The following is a 22,404-nucleotide window of genomic DNA, read 5'->3' as shown; positions in this document are numbered from 1 at the left end:
GTCCCGGCCGAGGCGGACGTCCCGGGCGGCCGTCCTCACCCCCGCGGGGGCGAGGGCGGCCGCCCGTCGTGTTTTCCGGGGCCGGGGCGGGGGAGCCGGTGTCCGGGATTGTGGCGTCTTGTACTCTTCAACCCCACTTTGATGTGCTCCAGGGGCCTGTGGGGCTTGTGAGTCGTCACACGTCGGCGTAATCTCACGCCGACGGTGGTGTGCCGTGGTGTGCGCCGCTGCCGTCCCGCAGGTCTTCTGGGGAAGAGTCCTGAGGTGCAGTTCTGCTGTGACTGGGCGATGACGTCCGGTAAGTAACGATTGGCTTACGACGTTATGGTTTGCCACAGATCCTGTGCTGAACCTCTTCCATTTCCAAGATTGACCGCTACGGTAGTGGCACCCGCCACAGCTACCCGTTAGTAGTAACCCGGTGGACGCCACGTGTGACGACAGCTCAGGTTCATGGGCCTCGCCCAGAACGCTCGAACTTTGGTTCCGGGAACCCCCCGGCCTGGACGGAAGGTGACGAGTGGGCGTCGAGATCCGAGTCGAAGGACTCACCAAGTCCTTTGGCCGCCAGGTCATCTGGCAGGACGTATCGCTGACCCTGCCCGCGGGAGAGATCTCCGTTCTCCTGGGGCCCTCGGGCACGGGCAAGTCCGTGTTCCTGAAGTCGCTGGTCGGTCTGCTCAAGCCGGACCGCGGCAACATCTGGGTCGGCGACCGGAACCTGCCGTACCTGTCGGAACGCGAGCTGTATGAGACCCGCAAGCTGTTCGGGGTGCTCTTCCAGGACGGCGCGTTGTTCGGGTCGATGAACCTGTTCGACAACATCGCCTTCCCGCTCCGCGAGCACACCAACAAGACCGAGGCCGAGATCAAGCGCATCGTCATGGAGAAGATGGAGATGGTGGGCTTGATCGGCGCCGAGCGCAAGCTCCCCGGCGAGATCTCCGGCGGTATGAAAAAGCGCGCCGGCCTGGCCCGGGCACTGGTGCTGGAACCGGAGATCCTGCTGGTGGACGAGCCGGACTCCGGTCTGGACCCGGTCCGCACCGCCTACCTGAACCAGCTGATCGTCGACCTCAACGCGCAGATCAACGCGACCTTCCTGATCGTCACCCACGACATCAACACCGCCCGCACGGTGCCCGACAACATCGGGCTGCTGTTCCGCCGCGAGCTGGTGATGTTCGGGCCGCGGGAGATGCTGCTGTCCAGCGAGGAGCCGGTGGTCCGCCAGTTCCTCAACGCCCGCCGGGTGGGCCCCATCGGCATGTCCGAGGAAAAGGACGTCTCCGAACTGGAGGCCGAGGCCAAGATGGGAGCCGACCCCGGCCGGCTCCCCCCGATCCCGCCGCAGCTGATGCCCAGCGACGGGCGGATCCGCCCGGCGCAGCACCCGCCCGGCGCCTGGCTGCGCGCCCACGGCATCCAGCCGCCGCCCGGCTCGTTCATCGACGAGATGGGCCGCAACTGGATCGAGGAGTGGCCGCGCCTCGTGGCCGCCCAGGGCGGGACCGTCGGAGCCGCCGCCGGGCCGGGCCAGGTCCCGCCGCCCGGCCCGCCCCCGCAGGGCGCTCCCCCCGCAGGAGGTCCGCACAGGTGATTCGCTTGCGCGGCTGAGGCGGGGACGCTCCCCCGCCTCGCCGTCCGGCGGCCCTCGGGACGAGCCGGACCGGACTTCCCGGCGGCTCTCCCAGGGCTCGCATGTCCATGGACCCGGCACTGGACGTAACCGTCCGTGTACTGATCGGAGCGGCGTCATGCCGCATCTCCTCCACCGCCCGGTGGAGGTCTCCACGCTCGAGGAGAGCTGATGACCACTCCCCACATCGGCGCGAGCCAGGGAGGGGGACAGACCAGCAAGGAGCCGGCCGGCTCCGGCCGGCTGGCCAAGTTCGGCGACGGCCTGCTCAACATCACCGTCAAGGAGCCCGGCCGGTTCTTCGCGCTGTGCCTGGACGCCTTCCGGGTGATGTTCAAGCGCCCCCTGCAGTGGCGCGAGTTCATCGAGCAGGCCTGGTTCATCGTCTCGGTGACGGCGATCCCCACCATGCTGGTCGCCATCCCGTTCGGCGCGATCTTGTCGCTGCAGGTCGGCGGCCTGATCCGGCAGCTGGGCGCGCAGTCGTTCACCGGCGCCACCGCCGTGGTGGCCATCGTGCGCGAGGCCAGCCCGCTGGTCACCGCGCTGCTGATCGCCGGCGCGGCCGGCTCGGCCATGTGCGCCGACATCGGCTCCCGCAAGATCCGCGAGGAGATCGACGCCATGGAGGTGCTGGGCATCAACCCGCTGCACCGCCTGGTGGTGCCGCGGATGTGGGCCTGCGCCTTCATCGGCCTGTTCCTCAACGGATTGGTGTCGGTGGTCGGCCTGGTCGGCGGCTACTTCTTCAACGTGGTGCTGCAGGACGGCACGCCCGGCGCCTACCTGGCCTCCTTCAACGCCATGGCCCAGCTTCCGGACCTGATCCAAGCCGAGGTCAAGGCGTTCATCTTCGGTCTCACCGCCGGATTGGTGGCGGCCTACAAGGGACTGAACGCCAAGGGCGGCCCCAAGGGCGTGGGTGACGCGGTGAACCAGACCGTGGTCATCACCTTCATGCTGCTCTTCGTGGAGAACTTCGTGATCAGCGCCCTGTACTTCCAGCTCGTTCCGCAGAAGGGGATGTGATGGCGGCCCCTCCCAAGAGCGGCCGGGCCCTCGCGAGGGTGATCGGCAAGCCCCTGAACCGGGTCGAGGACTTCGGCCACCAGCTGTCGTTCTATGCCCGCGCCTTCGCCTGGACGCTGCGGGTGCTGCGCCGCTACCGCACCGAGGTGGCGCGCCTGCTGGCGGAGGTCAGCCTGGGCACCGGCGGCCTGGCGGTGATCGGCGGCAGCGTGGCGATCGTCGGCTTCATGACGTTCTTCACCGGCAGCCAGGTCGGGTTGCAGGGCTACAACTCCCTCAACCAGATCGGCACCGCCGCCTACACCGGGTTCGTCTCCTCCTACTTCAACACCCGGGAGCTGGCGCCGCTGGTCAGCGCACTGGCCCTGTCGGCGACGGTGGGCTGCGGCTTCACCGCGCAACTGGGCGCCATGCGGATCTCCGATGAGATCGACGCGCTGGAGGTCATGGCGGTTCCCACCGTGCCGTTCCTGGTCACCACCCGGCTGCTGGCCGGGATGATCGCGGTGATCCCGCTGTACGTGGTGGGCCTGCTGGCCTCCTACCTGGCCACGCGGCTGATCGTGACCGTCTTCTACGGCCAGTCGACCGGCACCTACGACCACTACTTCAACTTGTTCCTACCGCCGTACGACATCCTCTGGTCGTTCGGCAAGGTGATCGTCTTCGCCATCCTCGTCATGCTGATCCACTGCTACTACGGCTTCCACGCCAGCGGCGGCCCGGCCGGCGTCGGCGTGGCGGTGGGCCGGGCGGTGCGCACCAGCATCGTGGTGATCAACCTCGCCGACCTGTTCCTGGGCATGGCGATCTGGGGCGCGACGACCACCGTACGGATCGCGGGGTGACGGACGAGAGATGACTGCTACAGGTGGTCTGTCGCAGCGGGCGCGCTACCGGATCTACGGCCTGGCCATGATCTGCGTGATCGCCCTGCTGCTGGTCTTGGCGGTGGCGCAGTTCAACAAGGCGCTCACCCCCACCGTCAACGTCAAGGTGCGCACCCAGCGGGCCGGGCTGCAGCTGCTGCCGCGCTCGGACGTCAAGGTGCGCGGGCTGATCGTCGGCGAGGTCCGCGCCACCCGCGCCACCGCCGACGGCGCCGTGCTGGAGCTGGCGCTGGACCCCGACAAGGCCAAGCTGATCCCCTCCAACGTCACCGCGCGGCTGCTGCCCAAGACGCTGTTCGGCGAAAAGTACGTCGACCTGCAGATCCCCGCCGATCGCAGCAGCACCCCGCTGCGCTCGGGCGCGGTGATCCAGCAGGACACCTCCCAGGTGGCGGTGGAAGTCGACCAGGTGCTCAACAACCTGCTGCCGCTGCTGCGGGCGGTCGAGCCGGCCAAGCTGAACACCACGCTCAACGCCCTGGCCACCGCCCTGCAGGGCCGCGGCGACCAGATCGGCCAGACCCTGGAGCGGCTGGACTCCCTGCTGACCAAGGTCAACCCCGACCTGGATGCGCTGGTGTACGACCTGCGCGCGCTGGCGGACGTGGCCGACATCTACAACTCGGCCGCCCCCGACCTGCTGCAGACGCTGCGCAACCTCAACGTCACCAGCAAGACCATCACCGACAAGGAACGGACCATCGAGACGCTGATCCCCGCGGTCACCGGGCTCGGGGTCAAGGGCGACCGGTTCATGCAGGAGAACGGTCCCAAGATCGTCGGCTTCAACATCGCCAACCGCGAGGTGCTGCAGCTGTTCGCCCGCTACTCCCCGTCGCTGCCGTGCGTGTTCGAGGGCGTGGTCAAGCTGCAGCCGCGGGCCGAGGAGGCCGGCGGCGGCAAGACCCCGACGTTCAACGTGACCGTCGAGATCGTCAAGCCGCGCCCGGCCTACAAGAACCCGCTGGACCTGCCGGAGATGAAGGACCACCGCGGCCCGCGCTGCTACGGGCTGCCCAACCCCAAGGTGCCCTTCCCCGACTGGATGGCCCTGGACGGAACCGAGGACGACCTGTGGTGGAAGGACCCGCACGACCCCGACAAGCCGCTGCCGCCGGGACACCGCAACCGCGCCGTCTCCGGGGTGTTCGTGACCACCGACGGCCGGATGTCCGCCAAGGAGCAGATCAAGAACATCGTGGGGCCCCTCACCCGGACCCCCGCCGACCAGGTCTCCGACGCGGCGGTGCTGCTGTACGGGCCGCTGCTGGATGACGGATCGGTGGTGACGCTGCGATGAGAACCGCGAGCGCCGCCCTCAAACTGGGCATCTTCGTCACGGTCACCGGGCTGGTGACCGCGGTGCTGGCGCTGACCATCGCCAACGTGCGCTTTGTGGACTCGGTGCGCTACAAGGCGATCTTCACCGACGTGACCGGCCTGCTGAAGAACGACGACGTGCGCGCCTCCGGCGTGCGGGTCGGCCAGGTCGAGGACATCAAGCTGCGCGGCACCCAGGCCGAGGTCACCTTCAGCATCGGCCGGGAGGGCGTCTTCCGCGCCGGGCTGCCCCGCTCGGTGGAGCTGCACCTGCGGTACCGCAACCTGGTCGGGCAGCGCTACATCGAGCTGACCGACACCGCCCCCGCCAACGCCGGCGAGTACCTGCGCCCCGGCGAGACCATCCCCGCCGAGCGCACCCACCCGGCGCTGGATCTGACGGTGCTGTTCAACGGGTTCCGGCCGCTGTTCAAGGCGCTGGAGCCGCAGCAGGTCAACACGCTGGCCATGCAGATCGTGCAGACCCTGCAGGGGGAGGCCGGCACGGTCAACAGCGTGCTGGCGCACGTGGCCTCGCTGACCAACACCCTGGCCGACCGCGACCAGGTCATCGGCCAGGTCATCGACAACCTCAACACCGTGCTGGGCACCATCGACTCCCGGCACGAGCAGGTCAACAAGATGGTGCTGGACCTGCGGGCGCTGGTCAGCGGGCTGGCCGCCGACCGGGAGGCGATCTTCGACTCGGTGGCGGCGATCAACCAGCTCACCGGGACCACCACCGAACTGCTCAAGGACGTGCGGCCCGGCCTCAAGAGCGACATCGCCCACCTCAACAAACTGGCCGACACCCTGGCCGACCACGAGAAGGACTTGAACCTGCTGTTCAAGCGCACCCCCGACCGCATCGAGCGGCTGATGGCGGCCTCCTCCTACGGCTCGTGGTTCAACTTCTACCTGTGCGGGCTGGACGCCCGGATCGCCCTGCCGGGCGGCCCGGTCTACCAGACGCCGCGGCTGCAGAACGAGAACGCGAGGTGCAAGTAGCGATGCCTGAGCGGCGAGCCGAACGGCGCGCTCGGGCCGCGGCCCGGGCCGGATACGCCAAGAGGGGAGCGCGGCCATGAGAGTGCCGTTCCGGGAACGCAACCCGGTGCCCATCGGGCTGATCTCCTTTGCGGTGCTGGCGGTGCTGCTGCTGGCGGCGGCCAATGTCGACCGGCTGCCGCTGATCGGCGGCGGCGAGTACTACACCGCCCGCTTCAGCGAGGCCGCCGGGCTGCGCGTGGACGAAGAGGTCCGCGTGGCCGGCGTGCGGGTCGGCAAGGTCACCGACATGGAGCTGGCCGGCGACCACGTCAAGGTGACCTTCCGGATCGAGGAGGAGGGCGTCCGGCTGGGCGAGCTGACCCGCGCCGAGATCAAGATCAAGTCCATGCTGGGGTCGCACTATGTGGCCCTGGTCCCGCGCGGCGGCGGGCGGCTGCGCGGGGAGATCCCGCTGGAGCGCACCTCCGTCCCCTACAACGTGGTCCCCGCCCTCAACGACCTGAGCAAGCAGGTCGGGCAGATCGACCACGCGGAGGTGGCCCGCTCCTTCCAGGTGCTGGCCGACACCTTCGAAAACTCCCCCGAGGAGATCCGGGCGTCGCTGAAGGGCCTGCGGCGGCTGTCGGAGACCATCTCCTCCCGGGACGCCCAGCTGCACGAGCTGGCCGACCGGGCGCGCAGCGTCTCCCAGCTGCTGGCCGACCGCAACGCCGACTTCGCCCGCCTGATCGAGGACGGCGACCGCCTGCTGCAGGCGGTGCGGGCCCGGCGCGAGGTGATCCACCAGCTGCTGGTGCGCACCGTGCTGCTGTCGCAGCAGGTGAACGCGCTGATCGCGGAGAACGAGGCGGAGCTGAAGCCGATGCTGGCCAACCTGGAGCGGGTGAGCGACATCCTGCTGCGCAACCAGAAGAACCTGGACCGGATGCTGGAGCTGTACGGGCCCTTCACCCGCCAGTTCACCGACGCCACCGGTTCGGGCCGCTGGTTCGACAACTACCTCCAGAACATCCTCCCGATCCCGGTGTCCGTCAAGGACGCCCAAGGTAGCGGCGGCAGCGGCGGCGGCCAGGCCGGCACCCCGCGGCCCAGCAAGGACAACCCGCTGCCCTTCCTCCCGTGAGCAGGCAGGACACCACCGTGCGCAGAATCGGAACTCTCCTCGGCGTGATCGCCGTCGTCGCGGCGCTGGTCGCCGTGGCCGTCGTGGTGCTCCACGAGCCGCCGCAGCGCCGGGTGACGGCCTACTTCGAGCGGGCCGTGGGCCTGCACCCGGGCTCGGACGTGCGGATCCTGGGCATGCGCGTCGGCAAGGTCACCAAGGTCACCCCCCGCGGCGACACGGTGAAGGTCGAGATGACCTATGAGGCCCGCTACAAGGTGCCCGCCGACGTGCAGGCCGTGATCGTCAACCAGACCCTGGTCGCCGACCGGTTCGTCCAGCTCGCCCCCGCCTACAAGGGGACGGGCCCGACGCTGCCCGACAACGCCACCTTGGGCACCGACCGCACCCACGTGCCGGTCGAGGTGGACGAGGTCGGCGGCAGCCTCAACGACCTGAGCAAGGCGCTCGGCCCCGAGGGGGCCAACGCCGACGGCTCGCTGTCGCGGCTGCTGCAGGTCAGCGCCGAGACCTTCGAGGGCCAGGGCGAGGACCTGCGCCAGACCATCGCCGACACCTCGCGGATGCTGTCCACCCTCAGCGAGGACCGCGACGACGTGGCCGCCACCATCCGCAACCTGCAGATCGTCACCGCCGCGATGGTCCGCACCGACCGGCAGATCCGCCAGTTCAACCAGGACCTGGCCGCGGTGTCCAGCCAGCTCGCCCAGGAGCGCGAGGAGCTGTCGGCGGCGCTGAACACCCTGGGCCCCACGCTGCGCAACGTCCAGCGCTTCATCAAGGACAACCGCGAGCGGCTGGGCGATGACGTCGAAAAGCTCGCCCAGATCACCGCGGTGCTGGTCAAGCAGCGCAAGTCGTTCGCCGAGTTCCTGGAGACCGCGCCGATGGCCATCAACAACCTGGCCCGCGCCTACGACCCCATCAGCGGCACCATCGGCACCCGCGCCAACCTGTCGGTCAACTTCTCCAACCTGGCCGACTGGATCTGCTCGCTGGCCTACTCGGTGGGCACCCCCGCCAAGCAGTGCCTGGACTTCATGAAGCCCTACGACCACCTCGGCGACGCGCTCACCCACCTGAGCCTGGACCTGTCCTGGATCACCGCGCTGACCACGCACTACGACCCCGAGCCGATCCCGCGGGACGCCTACGGGCCCGACGACCCGCGCAACCCCCGCAAGGGCGGAGGGGGCGTGCTGGGCGGCAAGAAGGCCGGCTCCGGCGGCGCGGCGAGCAACTCTGGCGGCGATGCGCAGCAGCGCGACTTCCGTTCGCTGCTGCCGGGAGGTGGCCGATGAGCCGGGTGACCCGTTCTGACGGTGCGGCCCGCCGCCTGCCGGGCAGGCTCGGCCTGGCGGCGGCCGCCGCGGCCCTGTCGGTGGGCCTGTCGGGCTGCTCGTTCACCGGGGTGGAGTCCATCCCGCTGCCGGGCGGCCCCGACCTGGGCGAGCGGCCCATCACGGTGCGCGCCGAGTTCGCCAACGTGCTGGACCTGGTGCCGCAGTCGGTGGTCAAGCTGAACGACGTGTCGGTCGGCAAGGTCACCAAGGTGGAGCTGCAGCGCGGCAGCACGCCGGGGCAGTCCTGGCAGGCGGTGGTGACCTTCAAGCTGCGCCGGGACGTCAACCTGCCCGACAACGCCCGCGCCACCATCACCCAGACCAGCCTGCTGGGCGAGAAGTTCGTGGCGCTGTCGCCCCCGGTGGGCGAGGCGCCCTCGGCCGACCGGCTGGGCGACGGCGATTTGATCCCGCTGTCGCGCACCGGCCGCGGCGCCGAGATCGAAGAGGTGCTGTCGGCGATGTCGCTGCTGCTCAACGGCGGCGGCCTGGAGCAGGTCTCCACCATCACCCAGGAGCTGAACGCGGTGATGAACGGCCGCACCGACACCATCAAGTCGGTGCTGCACAAGGTGGACACCTTCGTGGGCACCCTGGACCGTCACCGCGGCGCCATCGTGCGGGCCATCGACAGCATCGACCGGCTCAGCAAGCAGCTGGCCGATGAGCGCGCCACCATCACCGCCACCATCGACCAGACCGGCCCGGCCATCGAGATCCTGGAGCAGAACCGGGCCGACCTGACCCGGATGCTGGTCAGCTTGGACAAGCTGAGCCGCACCACCACGCGGGTGATCAACGCCTCGCACGCCGACATGGTGGCCAACCTCAAGTCGCTGCAGACCACGCTGCAGTACCTCAACAAGGCCGGCTCCAACCTGCCCAAGGCCCTGGAGACCATGACGACCTTCCCGTTCCCGGCCACCTTCGCCAACGTGCTGCGGGGCGACTACGGCAACCTGCACATGACGCTCGACCTGGACATGAAGAACCTGACCCAGAACCTGCTGGGCGGCACCGAGCTGGAGTACCTGGTCAAGCAGGGCCGGCAGATGCGGCTGCTGCTCAAGCCGCCGAGCCTGAGCGTCCAGCAGCCGCCGCTGGGCGTGCTGCCCGACCTGCCGCAGCAGCAGGGCACGGGCGGTGCCGGGGGAGCCACCCCGTCCCCGGGCGCCACGGCGACCCCCTCGGCGACGCCCGGTGCGCGTCCCCGGGCTCTGGGGCCCACCGGCGCATCCAGTGACCTCTACAGGCTGATGACCGGGGGGTACCAGTGATCCTCAAGCGCGGCGTCAAGATCCAGCTGCTGGCCTTCCTGGTGATCACCGTGGTGGGGATCAGCGTGGTCGCGGTCCGCTACATCGGGATCGGCCGGGAGGCGCTGGGCCGCCAGTACACGGCCTATGTGGACCTGACCGAGTCCGGCGGCGTGTTCACCAACGCCGAGGTCACCTACCGCGGGGTGACGGTCGGCCGGGTCGGCCCGATGGAGCTGACCGACACCGGGATCCGGGTCAAGCTGCTGCTGGACAGCGACCACAAGATCCCCTGGGACGGCACCGTCGCAGTGGTGGCCAACCGCTCGGCGGTCGGTGAGCAGTACATCGACCTGCAGCCGACCAAGAAGCCCGGCCCGGACGGCAAGATCAGCGGCCCCTACCTGGGCGACGGCGGCAAGTACGACACCATCCCCGCCGACCGCACCCGGCTGCCGGTCTCCACCGCCGAGCTGCTGCGCAACGTCGACAAGCTGATCTCCTCGGTCAACCCGCAGCACCTGCGCACGATCGTGGACGAGCTGGACAAGGCCTTCAACGGGTCGGCCTCCGACCTGCAGGCCATCCTCGACGACAGCAACCGGCTGCTGCAGACCGCCGAGGAGTCCTACGACGACACCTCCCGGCTGCTGCACAACAGCCGCACCGTGCTGGACACCCAGCGGCAGATGGGCGGTCACATCCGCGCCTTCGCCCGCGACCTCAACACGCTGACCACCCAGCTGCGGCGCGACGACCCGGCGCTGCGCAGCACGCTGGACGCCACCGTCCCGGCCAGCGCCGAGGCGACCGAGCTGATCGACGAGCTGTCGCCGACGCTGCCGGTGCTGCTGGCCAACATGACCGTCACCGGGCAGGTGATGACCTCCCGCATCGCCGGGCTGCGGTCGTTGTTCATCCTCTACCCGATGACCGTGGCCGGCGCGTTCACGGTGACCCCCGGCGACGGCACCCAGCACCTGGGCCTGGTGCTCAACCTGGACGCCCCGGCGCCGTGCACCACCGGTTACCCGGGCACCGACTACCGCCGCTGGCCGCAGGACACCAGCAAGCGCAAGGTCCGCACCGACATCAGCTGCAAGGAGCCGAAGAACTCCGACAAGGTCGTGCGCGGCGCCCGCAACACCCCGCCGGAGGCCCGCCGGCCCTACCCGAGGGTGCCCGAGGGCGCCACCGAGGGCGCCGGCTTCCCCGAGCGCACCGCGGCCCAGCAGGAGCGCACCGCCCAGGCCCAGGCCACGCCCTCGCCGTCGAGCAAGGAGGACGAGCAGCAGGGCGGCCTGACCACCCTCACGGGAAACACCCTGTATGTGCCTGTTTCGTCCGGATCAGTGCAGCTGGCTGGATATGATCCAGCGACCGGAGCCGTGTACGGGCCGGACGGCAAGCAGTACCTGCTGGGGTACAGCGGCGGCCAGCAGCGGCTGCTGGGCGACTCCTCCTGGAAGATGCTCCTGCTCGGTCCGCTGTCACGATAAGGAGCCAATGGCGTGAAGATCAGGCGGTCGCGGGACCCGGACCGATCCTCGGCGCGGGTGATCCGCATCCCCGTGGTGACCGGCTTGCTGGGCACGGTCGTCGTGGTGCTCGCCGTGTTCGTGGCCGTCGTGGGCGTGTCGGTGTGGCGCGCCGAGGCCCGCGAGGACGAGCGGGCCAAGGCCGCCCAGTCCGCCCGGCAGACCGCGATCAACCTGGCCAGCCTGGACTACCGCACCATCGACAAGGGCCTGCAGCAGGTGATGAACGGGCTGACCGGGGAGGCCAAGGAGCAGTGGGCCACCATGTCCAAGGACGTCCGGCAGTCGGCCGAGAAGGCCAAGAGCACCAGCAGCGTGCAGGACGTGCGGGCGGGCGTGGTGTCGATGGACGACGACTCCGCCGAGGTGATCGTCTCCGTCAGCGCGGTGACCACCAGCCCCAGCGTCAAGGAGGGACAGCCGCGCTACTACCGCTGGCGCTTTGATCTCACCCGTACCGACGGGCGCTGGCTCGTCTCCAACATGAGGCTGGTCGCATGACGATGCTGGGTCGCGGCGGGCGCGCCACGAGCGAGGCGGGCAAGCCGAAGAAGGGCAGCAGGGCCGAGAAGAAGGCGCGCAAGGCCGAGGAGGCCGCGCGCCGGGCCGAGGAACTCGCCGAGCAGGCCCGCAAGGCCGCCGAGGAGGCCCGGGCCGCCCTGCGGGAGGCCGAGGAGGCGGCAGAGGCGGAGGCCGCCGAGGCCGAGGCCGAGGAGGCCGCTGAGGCCGCCGGCGGCGATGAGGCGGCGGAGGCGGAGGAGAAGACCGCGGACGCCGGCACGGCCGAGGACCAGGCTGAGGACCAGGCCGAGGAGGACGGCGCCGCGGCCACAAAGGTCCTGCTCGACAAGGATGGCGACGAGGAGGACGACGAGGACGACCAGGCCACGGTCGCCGACCGGACCAAGGTCGACGAGACGACCGAGGAGGCGGCCGACGAGACGGCCGAGGAGGCGGCCGAAGAGCCCGCCGCCGCCAAGCGGCGGGTGGTGGTGCGGGCCGGTCTCGGCGCCTCCGGCGTGGTCCTGCTGGTCCTGGCGGTGGCGCTGGGCGGCGCCCTGGGCTTCCTGGTGTACAAGAAGGGGCAGCTGGAGGCCGCCGAGGAGGCCCGCAAGGAAGTGGCGTTCGCGGCGGCCCAGGCCGCCCAGGACCTGTCGTCCTACGACTACCGCACCGTCGACTCCGACCTGCGCCGGGCGACCGGGCACACCACCGGCAAGTTCCGCGAGGAGTTCGCCAAGCAGGCCGAGCAGGTCGGCGAGACCGCCCGCAAGCAGCAGACCGTCACCGAAGGGGTGGCGATCAAGACCGGGGTGGAGCGGGTGTCCGGTTCCACCGCGGTGGCGCTGGTCTTCCTCAACCAGCAGACCGCCAAGGCCGACACCGCCGAGCGGTTGCCCAACCAGTACACGCTGCGGCTGACCATGCGGAAGGTCGGCGACCGCTGGCTGGTGGAGAAGCTTCAGGTCATGTGAGGCCGGCCGATCCCGGCCCCGCCCGGCCCGTCCCGGAGATCTCCGAGGCGGGCCGGGCGTGTCACGGGCGTCGCCGTGAGCCCCCGATTCCTAAACTATGGTTTTCCTCACGGCTGGTCAGCGGCGGAAATACCGCTGGCCGGTCTTGACTCTGGGGCTCAGACAAGCGATGCTGCGAGGCAACTGTGATGCATACTGCTGCGCTAGAGTTGTCAGCAGTGTAGCGGTCGGCTACACTGCTCCTTTGCGCTGCCCTCTGACCATCCTCGTGCAAGACTCCAACCGCGTGCGGTCCGTGCACCTGATGCGGAACCTGCCTGACGACCTTGCTCGGCGATGGTCTGATCTGCGCGTCACCAGTACCGCCGCGAGCCCTCGGAAGGACCACTCTTGGCAGCCTCGCGCAACGCCTCGAACACCGTGACCGGTCCGAACCGCGTTTCCTTCGCGCGTATCAAGGAACCACTCGAAGTCCCGGACCTCCTCGCGCTGCAGACCGACAGCTTCGACTGGCTGCTGGGCAACGAGCGCTGGAAGGCCCGGGTCGAGGCGGCCCTGAAGGCCGGGGTGCGCGACATCCCGACCCAGTCCGGCCTGGAGGAGATCTTCGAGGAGATCAGCCCGATCGAGGACTTCTCCGGGACCATGTCGCTGTCGTTCCGGGACCACCGGTTCGAACCGCCCAAGTACTCCATCGAGGAGTGCCGGGACAAGGACATGACCTACTCCGCCCCGATGTTCGTGACGGCGGAGTTCATCAACAACTCGACCGGCGAGATCAAGAGCCAGACGGTCTTCATGGGCGACTTCCCGCTCATGACCCCCAAGGGCACCTTCATCATCAACGGCACCGAGCGTGTCGTGGTGTCCCAGCTGGTGCGCTCGCCGGGCGTCTACTTCGACCGCTCTTTGGACAAGGCCAGCGACAAGGACATCTACGGCTGCCGGATCATCCCCAGCCGTGGGGCCTGGCTGGAGTTCGAGATCGACAAGCGCGACAACGTCGGTGTGCGCATCGACCGCAAGCGCAAGCAGCCGGTGACCGTCCTGCTCAAGGCGCTCGGCTGGACCGAGGCCCGCATCCGCGAGCACTTCGGCGCTTATGAGTCGATGAACATCACCCTGGAGAAGGACCACACCTCCGGGCAGGACGACGCGCTGCTGGACATCTACCGCAAGCTCCGGCCGGGCGAGCCGCCGACCAAGGAGTCGGCGCAGGCTCTGCTGGAGAATCTGTACTTCAACCCCAAGCGTTACGACCTGGCCAAGGTCGGCCGCTACAAGGTCAACAAGAAGCTCGGGCTGCGCCTGGACATGAACCAGGGCACCCTGACCGAGGACGACATCGTCGCCACCATCGAGTACCTGGTGCGGCTGCACGCCGGCGAGGAGGAGGCGGTGCTGACCGCCGCCGGCCCCGAAGGCGTCTCGGTCCCGATCGAGATCGACGACATCGACCACTTCGGCAACCGGCGGCTGCGCACCGTCGGCGAGCTGATCCAAAACCAGGTGCGGCTGGGTCTGGCCCGCATGGAGCGGGTGGTCCGCGAGCGGATGACCACCCAGGACGTGGAGGCCATCACCCCGCAGACCCTGATCAACATCCGGCCGGTGGTCGCCTCCATCAAGGAGTTCTTCGGCACCAGCCAGCTGTCGCAGTTCATGGACCAGACCAACCCGCTGGCCGGGCTGACCCACAAGCGGCGGCTGTCGGCGCTGGGCCCGGGCGGTCTGTCCCGGGAGCGGGCCGGCTTCGAGGTCCGGGACGTGCACCCGTCCCACTACGGCCGGATGTGCCCGATCGAGACCCCGGAAGGTCCCAACATCGGCCTGATCGGCTCGCTGTCGGCCTACGGGCGGGTCAACCCGTTCGGGTTCATCGAGACCCCCTACCGCAAGGTCGTCGACGGCCGGGTCACCGACGAGATCCACTACCTGACCGCCGACGAAGAGGACCGCTACGTCAAGGCGCAGGCCAACTCGCCGCTCAACCCCGACGGCACCTTCGCCGAGGAGAAGGTGCTGGTCCGCACCAAGGGCGGTGAGATCGAGTACCTGCCGCCGGAGGAGGTCCACTACATGGACGTCTCCCCGCGGCAGATGACCTCGGTGGCCACCGCCATGATCCCCTTCCTGGAGCACGACGACGCCAACCGGGCGCTCATGGGCTCCAACATGCAGCGCCAGGCGGTGCCGCTGCTGCGCAGCGAGGCCCCGCTGGTGGGCACCGGCATGGAGTACCGGGCCGCCACCGACGCCGGCGATGTGATCCTGGCCGAGAAGCCCGGCGTGGTGGAGGAGGTCTCCGCCGACTACATCACCGTCCTCAACGACGACGGCACCCGCACCACCTACCGGGTCGCCAAGTTCAAGCGCTCCAACCAGGGCACCTGCTTCAACCAGAAGCCCATCGTGGACGAGGGCCAGCGGGTCGAGGCCGGCCAGGTCATCGCCGACGGCCCGTGCACCGACCAGGGCGAGATGGCGCTCGGCAAGAACCTGCTGGTGGCGTTCATGCCCTGGGAGGGCCACAACTACGAGGACGCCATCATCCTGTCCCAGCGCCTGGTGCAGGACGATGTGCTCAGCTCGATCCACATCGAAGAGCACGAGGTCGACGCCCGCGACACCAAGCTGGGTCCGGAGGAGATCACCCGGGACATCCCCAACGTCTCCGAGGAGGTCCTGGCCGACCTGGACGAGCGCGGCATCATCCGCATCGGCGCCGACGTCGTCCCCGGCGACATCCTGGTCGGCAAGGTCACGCCCAAGGGTGAGACCGAGCTGACCCCCGAGGAGCGGCTGCTGCGCGCCATCTTCGGCGAGAAGGCCCGCGAGGTCCGCGACACCTCGCTGAAGGTGCCGCACGGCGAGCAGGGCAAGGTCATCGGCGTCCGGGTGTTCTCCCGCGACGAGGGCGACGAGCTGCCCCCGGGCGTCAACGAGCTGGTCCGGGTGTACGTCGCGCAGAAGCGCAAGATCACCGACGGGGACAAGCTGGCCGGCCGGCACGGCAACAAGGGCGTCATCTCCAAGGTGCTGCCGGTCGAGGACATGCCGTTCCTGGAGGACGGCACCCCGGTCGACATCATCCTCAACCCGCTGGGCGTGCCCGGCCGGATGAACGTCGGCCAGGTGCTGGAGACCCACCTCGGCTGGGTCGCCAGCCAGGGGTGGAAGATCGAGGGCGACGACGCCGAGTGGAAGCGGACGCTGCGGGCGCTGGGCGCCGCGGAGGCGCCGCCGTGGACCAAGACCGCCACGCCGGTGTTCGACGGCGCCCGCGAGGACGACGTCACCGGGCTGATCGAGAGCACCCTGCCCAACCGGGACGGCATGCGCCTGGTCGGTCCGGGCGGCAAGGCGCGGCTGTTCGACGGCCGCACCGGCGAGCCGTACAAGGACCCGATCTCGGTCGGCTACATCTACATCCTCAAGCTGCTCCACCTGGTCGACGACAAGATCCACGCGCGGTCGACCGGCCCCTACTCCATGATCACGCAGCAGCCGCTGGGCGGTAAGGCGCAGTTCGGCGGCCAGCGCTTCGGGGAGATGGAGGTCTGGGCGCTGGAGGCGTACGGCGCCGCCTACGCCCTGCAGGAGCTGCTGACCATCAAGTCCGACGACGTCCTCGGCCGGGTCAAGGTCTACGAGGCCATCGTCAAGGGCGAGAACATCCCCGAGCCCGGCATCCCCGAGTCCTTCAAGGTGCTCATCAAGGAGATGCAGTCGCTCTGCCTCAACGTCGAGGTGCTGTCCAGCGACGGCATGTCCATCGAGATGCGCGACACCGACGAGGACGTCTTCCGCGCCGCGGAGGAGCTCGGCATCGACCTGTCCCGGCGTGAGCCGAGCAGTGTCGAAGAGGTCTGATCAACTCAAGGGGAAAACTGTTGCTTGACGTCAACTTCTTCGACGAGCTTCGCATCGGTCTGGCGACCGCCGACGACATCCGCCAGTGGTCCCACGGCGAGGTGAAGAAGCCGGAGACGATCAACTACCGGACCCTCAAGCCGGAGAAGGACGGGCTCTTCTGCGAGAAGATCTTCGGCCCGACCCGGGACTGGGAGTGCTACTGCGGCAAGTACAAGCGCGTCCGGTTCAAGGGCATCATCTGTGAGCGCTGCGGCGTCGAGGTGACCCGCGCCAAGGTGCGGCGCGAGCGGATGGGCCACATCGAGCTGGCCGCTCCGGTCACCCACATCTGGTACTTCAAGGGCGTCCCGTCGCGGCTGGGCTACCTGCTGGACCTGGCCCCCAAGGACCTCGAGAAGATCATCTACTTCGCCGCGTACATGATCACCAGCGTGGACACCGAGCGCCGCGAGCGCGACCTGCCCACGCTGGAGGCGCACATCTCGGTGGAGCGCCAGCAGATCGAGCAGGCCCGCGACGCCCAGATCGAGGCCCGCCAGCAGAAGCTGGAGGCCGACCTGGCGGAGCTGGAGGAGGCCGGCGCCAAGGCCGACCAGAAGCGCAAGCTGCGCGACAGCGCCGAGCGGGAGATGAAGCAGCTGCGCGACCGGGCGCAGCGCGAGCTGGACCGCCTGGAGGAGGTCTGGACGAGGTTCAAGAACCTCAAGGTCCAGGACCTGGAGGGCGACGAGCTGCTCTACCGCGAGATGCGCGACCGCTTCGGCAAGTACTTCGAGGGCGGCATGGGCGCCGCGGCCATCCAGGCCCGGCTGCAGAACTTCGACCTGGAGGCCGAGGCCGAGAAGCTGCGCGAGACCATCCGCACCGGCAAGGGGCAGAAGAAGGCCCGCGCGCTCAAGCGGCTGAAGGTCGTCTCGGCGTTCCTCAACACCCGCAACAGCCCGCTGGGCATGGTGCTGGACTGCATCCCGGTGATCCCGCCGGACCTGCGTCCGATGGTCCAGCTGGACGGCGGCCGGTTCGCCACGTCCGACCTGAACGACCTGTACCGGCGCGTCATCAACCGCAACAACCGGCTCAAGCGGCTGCTCGACCTGGGCGCGCCCGAGATCATCGTCAACAACGAGAAGCGGATGCTGCAGGAGGCCGTCGACGCGCTGTTCGACAACGGCCGCCGCGGCCGCCCGGTCACCGGGCCGGGCAACCGTCCGCTCAAGTCGCTGTCGGACATGCTCAAGGGCAAGCAGGGCCGGTTCCGCCAGAACCTGCTGGGCAAGCGCGTCGACTACTCCGGCCGTTCGGTCATCGTGGTCGGCCCGCAGCTGAAGCTGCACCAGTGCGGCCTGCCCAAGCTGATGGCGCTGGAGCTGTTCAAGCCGTTCGTGATGAAGCGGCTGGTGGACCTCAACCACGCGCAGAACATCAAGTCCGCCAAGCGGATGGTGGAGCGGCAGCGCCCGCAGGTGTGGGACGTCCTCGAAGAGGTCATCGCCGAGCACCCGGTGCTGCTGAACCGGGCGCCGACCCTGCACCGACTGGGCATCCAGGCCTTTGAGCCGCAACTGGTCGAGGGCAAGGCCATCCAGATCCACCCGCTGGTGTGCACCGCCTTCAACGCCGACTTCGACGGCGACCAGATGGCGGTCCACCTGCCGCTGTCGGCCGAGGCCCAGGCCGAGGCGCGGATCTTGATGCTGTCGACCAACAACATCCTCAAGCCCTCCGACGGCAAACCCGTCACCATGCCCACCCAGGACATGGTGATCGGCCTGTACTGGCTGACCACCATGAAGGAGGGCGCCAAGGGCGAGGGCCGGGCCTTCTCCTCGCCGGCCGAGGCCGTGATGGCCTACGACCGGGGCGAGCTGGACCTGCAGGCCAAGATCCAGGTGCGGATCAAGGACACCCCGCCGCCGCGCGACTGGGTCGCCCCCGAGGGGTACGAGCCGGGCCAGCCCTACCGGCTGGAGACCACGCTCGGCCGCTGCATGTTCAACGAGACGCTGCCGGACGACTTCCCCTTCGTCAACATCGAAGTGGGCAAGAAGCAGCTGTCGCAGATCGTCAACCAGCTCGCCGAGAACTACCCGAAGGTGGTCGTGGCGGCGGCGCTGGACGAGCTGAAGGACCGCGGCTTCTACTGGGCCACCCGCTCGGGCGTGACCATCGCGATCGAGGACGTGGTGGCGCCCCCGAACAAGGAGCGGATCCTGGCCGAGTACGAGGCCCGCGCCGACAAGGTGCAGCGCCAGTACGACCGCGGCCTGATCACCGACGAGGAGCGCCGCCAGGAGCTCATCGAGATCTGGACGCACGCCACCGCCGAGGTCATGGAGGACATGACCAAGGCGTTCCCGAAGGACAACCCGGTGTGGATGATGGTCAACTCCGGGGCCCGAGGGAACCCGCTGCAGGTCCGGCAGATCGCCGGTATGCGCGGCCTGGTCTCCAACCCCAAGGGCGAGACCATCCCGCGGCCGATCAAGTCCTCCTTCCGCGAGGGCCTGTCGGTGGTGGAGTACTTCATCTCCACCCACGGCGCCCGCAAGGGTCTGGCCGACACCGCGCTGCGCACCGCCGACTCCGGTTACCTGACCCGGCGTCTGGTGGACGTGGCCCAGGACGTCATCGTCCGCGAGGCCGACTGCGGCACCGACCGCACCATCACCGTCCGCACCGCCGAGCGGGCCCCCGACGGCTCGCTGGTCCGGCCGCCGCACGCCGAGACCAGCGTGATCGGGCGGACCATCGCCGAGGACGTCGTGGTGGACGGCACGGTGATCGTGCAGGCCGGCGCCGACCTGTCGGACGCGGTGCTCACCCGGCTGATCGAGGCCGGTGTGGAGGAGGTGCGCACCCGCAGCTCGCTGGTGTGCGAGTCCAAGATCGGTGTGTGCGCCGCCTGCTACGGCCGCTCGCTGGCCACCGGCAAGCGGGTGGACGTCGGTGAGGCGGTCGGCATCATCGCCGCCCAGTCCATCGGCGAGCCCGGCACCCAGCTGACCATGCGGACCTTCCACACCGGTGGTGTGGCCGGGGCGGACATCACCCACGGTCTGCCGCGTGTGCAGGAGCTGTTCGAGGCCCGCGTCCCCAAGGGCGTGGCCCCGATCAGCGAGGTGGCCGGCCGGGTCAAGATCGAGGAGACCGAGAAGGCCAAGAAGATCATCATCGTCCCGGACGACGGGTCCGATGAGGTCGCCTACCAGGTGCCGATGCGGGCCCGCCTGATGGACGGGGTCCGCGAGGGCGCCCACGTGGAGGTCGGCCAGCAGCTCATCGTGGGTGCCCAGAACCCGCACGAGGTGCTGCGCATCCTCGGCCCCCGCGCGGTGCAGCTGCACCTGGTCCAGGAGGTCCAGGAGGTCTACCGCTCGCAGGGCGTGTCGATCCACGACAAGCACATCGAGATCATCGTCCGCCAGATGCTCAAGCGGGTGAACATCCTGGAGTCGGGCGACACCGACCTGCTGCCGGGCGACCTGGTGGAGCGGCCGGTCTTCGAGGAGACCAACCGCAAGGTGGTGGCCGAGGGCGGCACCCCCGCCGCCGGCCGTCCGGTCCTGATGGGCATCACCAAGGCCTCGCTGGCCACCGAGTCGTGGCTGTCGGCGGCCTCCTTCCAGGAGACCACCCGGGTGCTCACCGAGGCGGCCATGCACGCCAAGAGCGACCCGCTGCTGGGCCTGAAGGAGAACGTCATCATCGGCAAGCTCATCCCGGCCGGTACCGGCATGCCGCAGTACCGCAACGTCCGGGTCGAGCCCACCGAGGAGGCCAAGGCCGCGGTGTACTCCGTCGGGTCCTACGACGACGGCGCCGAGTACTCCTTCGGCCAGGGCTCCGGCGAGGCCGTCCCGCTGGAGGAATACGACTTCGGTCAGTACAACCGCTGACACCTGACGGCACATAGCCCCTCCCGGGTCCCCCGGGAGGGGCTTTCGTCATCGGCGGGCGACCGTGAAGAAACTCGGGCCTTGCGGCGAAGGAGAGGGTGATGAACCCAAAAGGACGCCTAGAGGGCCCAGGATGCGTGAGAGTTGCCGATGACCGTGCCGGTACGAGTCGCCGTGCACGGCGATGACCCTGATCAGGACGATCGTGCACTCATCGAGCGGTCGCGGGAACGGCCGGAGCTGTTCGCGGCCGTCTATGATCGCTACTTCGTCGAGATCCACCGGTACCTGGCACGGCGGCTGGGCGCGGACGTGGCCGACGATCTGGCCGCTGAGGTCTTCCTGACCGCCTTTGAGAAACGCGCCCACTTCGACGCCGCCCGCGGGCGGCTGCGACCGTGGCTGTATGGGATCGCCACCACGCTGATCGCCCGGCACCGCCGCGCCGAGAAACGCAGATACCGGGCATTGGCGCGGATGGTTCCGCACGAGGCGGCCGAAGACCACGGGGACCGGGTGGCCGCCCGGGTCACCGCGCAGGCGCTGCGCCTGGCGCCGGCCGTCCGCAAACTGGCCTCCGGCGACCGTGACGTGCTGCTGCTGGTGGTGCTGGGCGGGCTGAGCTACGCCGAGGTCGCCGAGGCGCTGGGCATCCCCCTCGGGACCGTGGGTTCGCGGATGAACCGGGCCCGCCGGAAACTGCGCCGGTCACTGGGCGAGAGCAATCCCCTCATTTCTGGTCAGGAGACCCGCGATGGATGAGCTGACACTGGTGGCCGTGCTTCATGACCAGCCCTCCCCGGCGGCCGACCCGGCGCCCGCGGTTCGGGAGGAGGGCCGCCGGCGCCTTCTCGAACGTGCGGCGGGCCGCTCCCACCGCTCCCGCCGCCCGAACCGCAGGACGGTACTGCGCCTGGGGCTGGCGACGACGGCCGCTGCCGTGACCACCGCCGGGGCGGTTCTGTTGGCGACCGCGTCTTTTGGACCCGCGCCGTCGCCCCTATCGCACGAGGCGGGCGGGACGCCTCAGGCGCGGCGGTTCCTGCTGGTCGCCGCGGAGCGGACGGCTCGGGATCAGCGTGGCGACGGCCGTTACTGGCATGTGGCGATGCTCTCGACCGACCAGTTCCGGGTGGGCGAGCCCGGCGCCAGGTACACGCTGCGCGAGCAGCAGTACGAGGAGTCCTGGATCGGCCGTACCCCGGACCTGCCCGGCCTGCGGGTAGAGCAGCACAGGGGCGTCCGGCCTGCGAGCGCGGCCGACGCCGCCGCCTGGAAACGGGCCGGCTCCCCCCGCACGGTGCCCGTTCCGGCGCTGATGCGCCGGGGCGGGAGCAACTTCACGTTGCACGTCAGCGGACCGCGCCCGGCCCAGCGGAGCGCCGTGTCCGGTGACGAGGCGAGGTCGCTGGGGTTCGCCCCCGGATTTTCCATGCGTATCCGAATGGGGGAGCTCCGGCACTTCCCGGCGGAGCCCGCGCGGCTGAGGGACCACCTGGCCCGGCGCTACAAGGTCCCCGACGAGCGGCTGTTCGGCGTGCTGAGCGTGCTGCTGATGGAACTGCCGGTCACGCCGCAGGTACGGGCCGCCGCGTTCCGTCTGATGGCCGGCATCGAAGGGGTGCGGGTGATCGAGGGGATACAGCCGGCCGCCGGCGGCGGACGCCATTTGGAAGGCGGCCGGGGCACGGCGGTGGCGGTCCGGGTGTCCGACCGGCGTATCGGCGTGATCGAGCAACGGCTGATCATCCATCCGGACTCCGGGCGGGCGGTGCACACCGAAACAGTGGTCGTGGAACCGGGCGGGGTGAACCGCGACTTCGCCCCCGGCGATTGGACCCATGCCACGACCGTGAGCCACGCGGCGTGGGTCGACCGCCTGCCGGAGTGAACGGGCATGGCCGGCACGGAGGGACACGGCGGCGGTGTCATCGTGACGCTCGCCACGGCGGCAAGCGGTGGCCGCCCGCCCCGACACGGCCCCCGTCGGGCCGTCGAGGAACGAGCC

Annotated in this window: 15 protein-coding genes; all 15 read left to right on the top strand. The window is 69.5% G+C overall.

Annotated elements, in window-relative coordinates; all coding sequences use genetic code 11:
• Positions 1-520 precede the first annotated feature (520 nt).
• The 15 genes from BUE48_RS21650 (at position 521) to BUE48_RS21580 (ending at position 22,287) form a co-directional block, all read left to right on the top strand.
• Entirely contained in the window at positions 521-1,600 is a 1,080-nt protein-coding gene (locus BUE48_RS21650; protein ID WP_286990834.1) for an ABC transporter ATP-binding protein, read from the top strand.
• 210 nt (positions 1,601-1,810) lie between these two features.
• Entirely contained in the window at positions 1,811-2,668 is an 858-nt protein-coding gene (locus tag BUE48_RS21645; RefSeq protein WP_286990833.1) for an MlaE family ABC transporter permease, read from the top strand.
• Positions 2,668-3,516: an MlaE family ABC transporter permease gene (locus BUE48_RS21640; RefSeq protein ID WP_012854657.1), complete on the top strand. Its 849-nt coding sequence runs from the start codon at positions 2,668-2,670 to the stop codon at positions 3,514-3,516. The genes BUE48_RS21645 and BUE48_RS21640 overlap by 1 nt, the downstream gene beginning before the upstream one ends.
• A 10-nt stretch (positions 3,517-3,526) precedes the next feature.
• Complete coding sequence (locus BUE48_RS21635) at positions 3,527-4,858, top strand: MCE family protein (RefSeq protein ID WP_012854656.1); 1,332 nt, start codon at positions 3,527-3,529, stop codon at positions 4,856-4,858.
• The gene (locus BUE48_RS21630; protein ID WP_012854655.1) at positions 4,855-5,886 is read left to right on the top strand and encodes an MCE family protein; all 1,032 of its coding nucleotides are present in this window, start codon (positions 4,855-4,857) and stop codon (positions 5,884-5,886) included. The genes BUE48_RS21635 and BUE48_RS21630 overlap by 4 nt, the downstream gene beginning before the upstream one ends.
• A 76-nt stretch (positions 5,887-5,962) precedes the next feature.
• Positions 5,963-7,012, top strand: a complete 1,050-nt coding sequence (locus BUE48_RS21625; protein WP_012854654.1) for an MCE family protein — start codon at positions 5,963-5,965, stop codon at positions 7,010-7,012.
• Positions 7,009-8,313 carry an MCE family protein gene (locus BUE48_RS21620; RefSeq protein WP_012854653.1) on the top strand — a complete coding sequence of 435 codons (1,305 nt, stop codon included), beginning with the start codon at positions 7,009-7,011 and terminating at the stop codon, positions 8,311-8,313. Before BUE48_RS21625 ends, BUE48_RS21620 begins: the two co-directional genes overlap by 4 nt.
• On the top strand, positions 8,310-9,632 hold the full coding sequence (locus tag BUE48_RS21615) for an MCE family protein (protein WP_286990832.1): 1,323 nt from the start codon (positions 8,310-8,312) through the stop codon (positions 9,630-9,632). Before BUE48_RS21620 ends, BUE48_RS21615 begins: the two co-directional genes overlap by 4 nt.
• Positions 9,629-11,110 (top strand): MCE family protein, encoded by a 1,482-nt coding sequence (locus BUE48_RS21610; RefSeq protein WP_286990831.1) that lies wholly within the window; start codon positions 9,629-9,631, stop codon positions 11,108-11,110. The genes BUE48_RS21615 and BUE48_RS21610 overlap by 4 nt, the downstream gene beginning before the upstream one ends.
• A gap of 12 nt (positions 11,111-11,122) precedes the next feature.
• Positions 11,123-11,650: an Rv1363c family protein gene (locus BUE48_RS21605; protein ID WP_012854650.1), complete on the top strand. Its 528-nt coding sequence runs from the start codon at positions 11,123-11,125 to the stop codon at positions 11,648-11,650.
• On the top strand, positions 11,647-12,624 hold the full coding sequence (locus BUE48_RS21600; protein ID WP_286990830.1) for an Rv1363c family protein: 978 nt from the start codon (positions 11,647-11,649) through the stop codon (positions 12,622-12,624). Before BUE48_RS21605 ends, BUE48_RS21600 begins: the two co-directional genes overlap by 4 nt.
• Positions 12,625-13,014: 390 nt before the next feature.
• Positions 13,015-16,497, top strand: coding sequence for a DNA-directed RNA polymerase subunit beta (gene rpoB / locus BUE48_RS21595; RefSeq protein ID WP_286990829.1), 3,483 nt, complete (start codon positions 13,015-13,017; stop codon positions 16,495-16,497).
• Positions 16,498-16,517: 20 nt separating this feature from the next.
• Positions 16,518-20,396 (top strand): DNA-directed RNA polymerase subunit beta', encoded by a 3,879-nt coding sequence (locus BUE48_RS21590; protein ID WP_286990828.1) that lies wholly within the window; start codon positions 16,518-16,520, stop codon positions 20,394-20,396.
• Between the two features lie 150 nt (positions 20,397-20,546).
• Entirely contained in the window at positions 20,547-21,158 is a 612-nt protein-coding gene (locus BUE48_RS21585) for an RNA polymerase sigma factor (protein ID WP_012854646.1), read from the top strand.
• Positions 21,151-22,287, top strand: coding sequence for a CU044_5270 family protein (locus BUE48_RS21580; RefSeq protein ID WP_012854645.1), 1,137 nt, complete (start codon positions 21,151-21,153; stop codon positions 22,285-22,287). The genes BUE48_RS21585 and BUE48_RS21580 overlap by 8 nt, the downstream gene beginning before the upstream one ends.
• Positions 22,288-22,404 lie beyond the last annotated feature (117 nt).

The sequence above is a fragment of the Thermomonospora sp. CIF 1 genome, assembly GCF_001896795.1.
Taxonomy (GTDB): domain Bacteria; phylum Actinomycetota; class Actinomycetes; order Streptosporangiales; family Streptosporangiaceae; genus Thermomonospora; species Thermomonospora curvata.
This window is presented reverse-complemented; position numbering and strand designations above follow the sequence as displayed.

Excerpts from the sequence above, each read along its gene's own strand:
- BUE48_RS21645 (WP_286990833.1), top strand. The coding sequence starts at position 1,811 with ATGACCACTCCCCACATCGGCGCGAGCCAGGGAGGGGGACAGACCAGC.
- BUE48_RS21640 (WP_012854657.1), top strand. The coding sequence starts at position 2,668 with ATGGCGGCCCCTCCCAAGAGCGGCCGGGCCCTCGCGAGGGTGATCGGC.
- BUE48_RS21635 (WP_012854656.1), top strand. The coding sequence starts at position 3,527 with ATGACTGCTACAGGTGGTCTGTCGCAGCGGGCGCGCTACCGGATCTAC.
- BUE48_RS21630 (WP_012854655.1), top strand. The coding sequence starts at position 4,855 with ATGAGAACCGCGAGCGCCGCCCTCAAACTGGGCATCTTCGTCACGGTC.
- BUE48_RS21625 (WP_012854654.1), top strand. The coding sequence starts at position 5,963 with ATGAGAGTGCCGTTCCGGGAACGCAACCCGGTGCCCATCGGGCTGATC.
- BUE48_RS21615 (WP_286990832.1), top strand. The coding sequence starts at position 8,310 with ATGAGCCGGGTGACCCGTTCTGACGGTGCGGCCCGCCGCCTGCCGGGC.
- BUE48_RS21600 (WP_286990830.1), top strand. The coding sequence starts at position 11,647 with ATGACGATGCTGGGTCGCGGCGGGCGCGCCACGAGCGAGGCGGGCAAG.
- BUE48_RS21585 (WP_012854646.1), top strand. The coding sequence starts at position 20,547 with ATGACCGTGCCGGTACGAGTCGCCGTGCACGGCGATGACCCTGATCAG.
- BUE48_RS21580 (WP_012854645.1), top strand. The coding sequence starts at position 21,151 with ATGGATGAGCTGACACTGGTGGCCGTGCTTCATGACCAGCCCTCCCCG.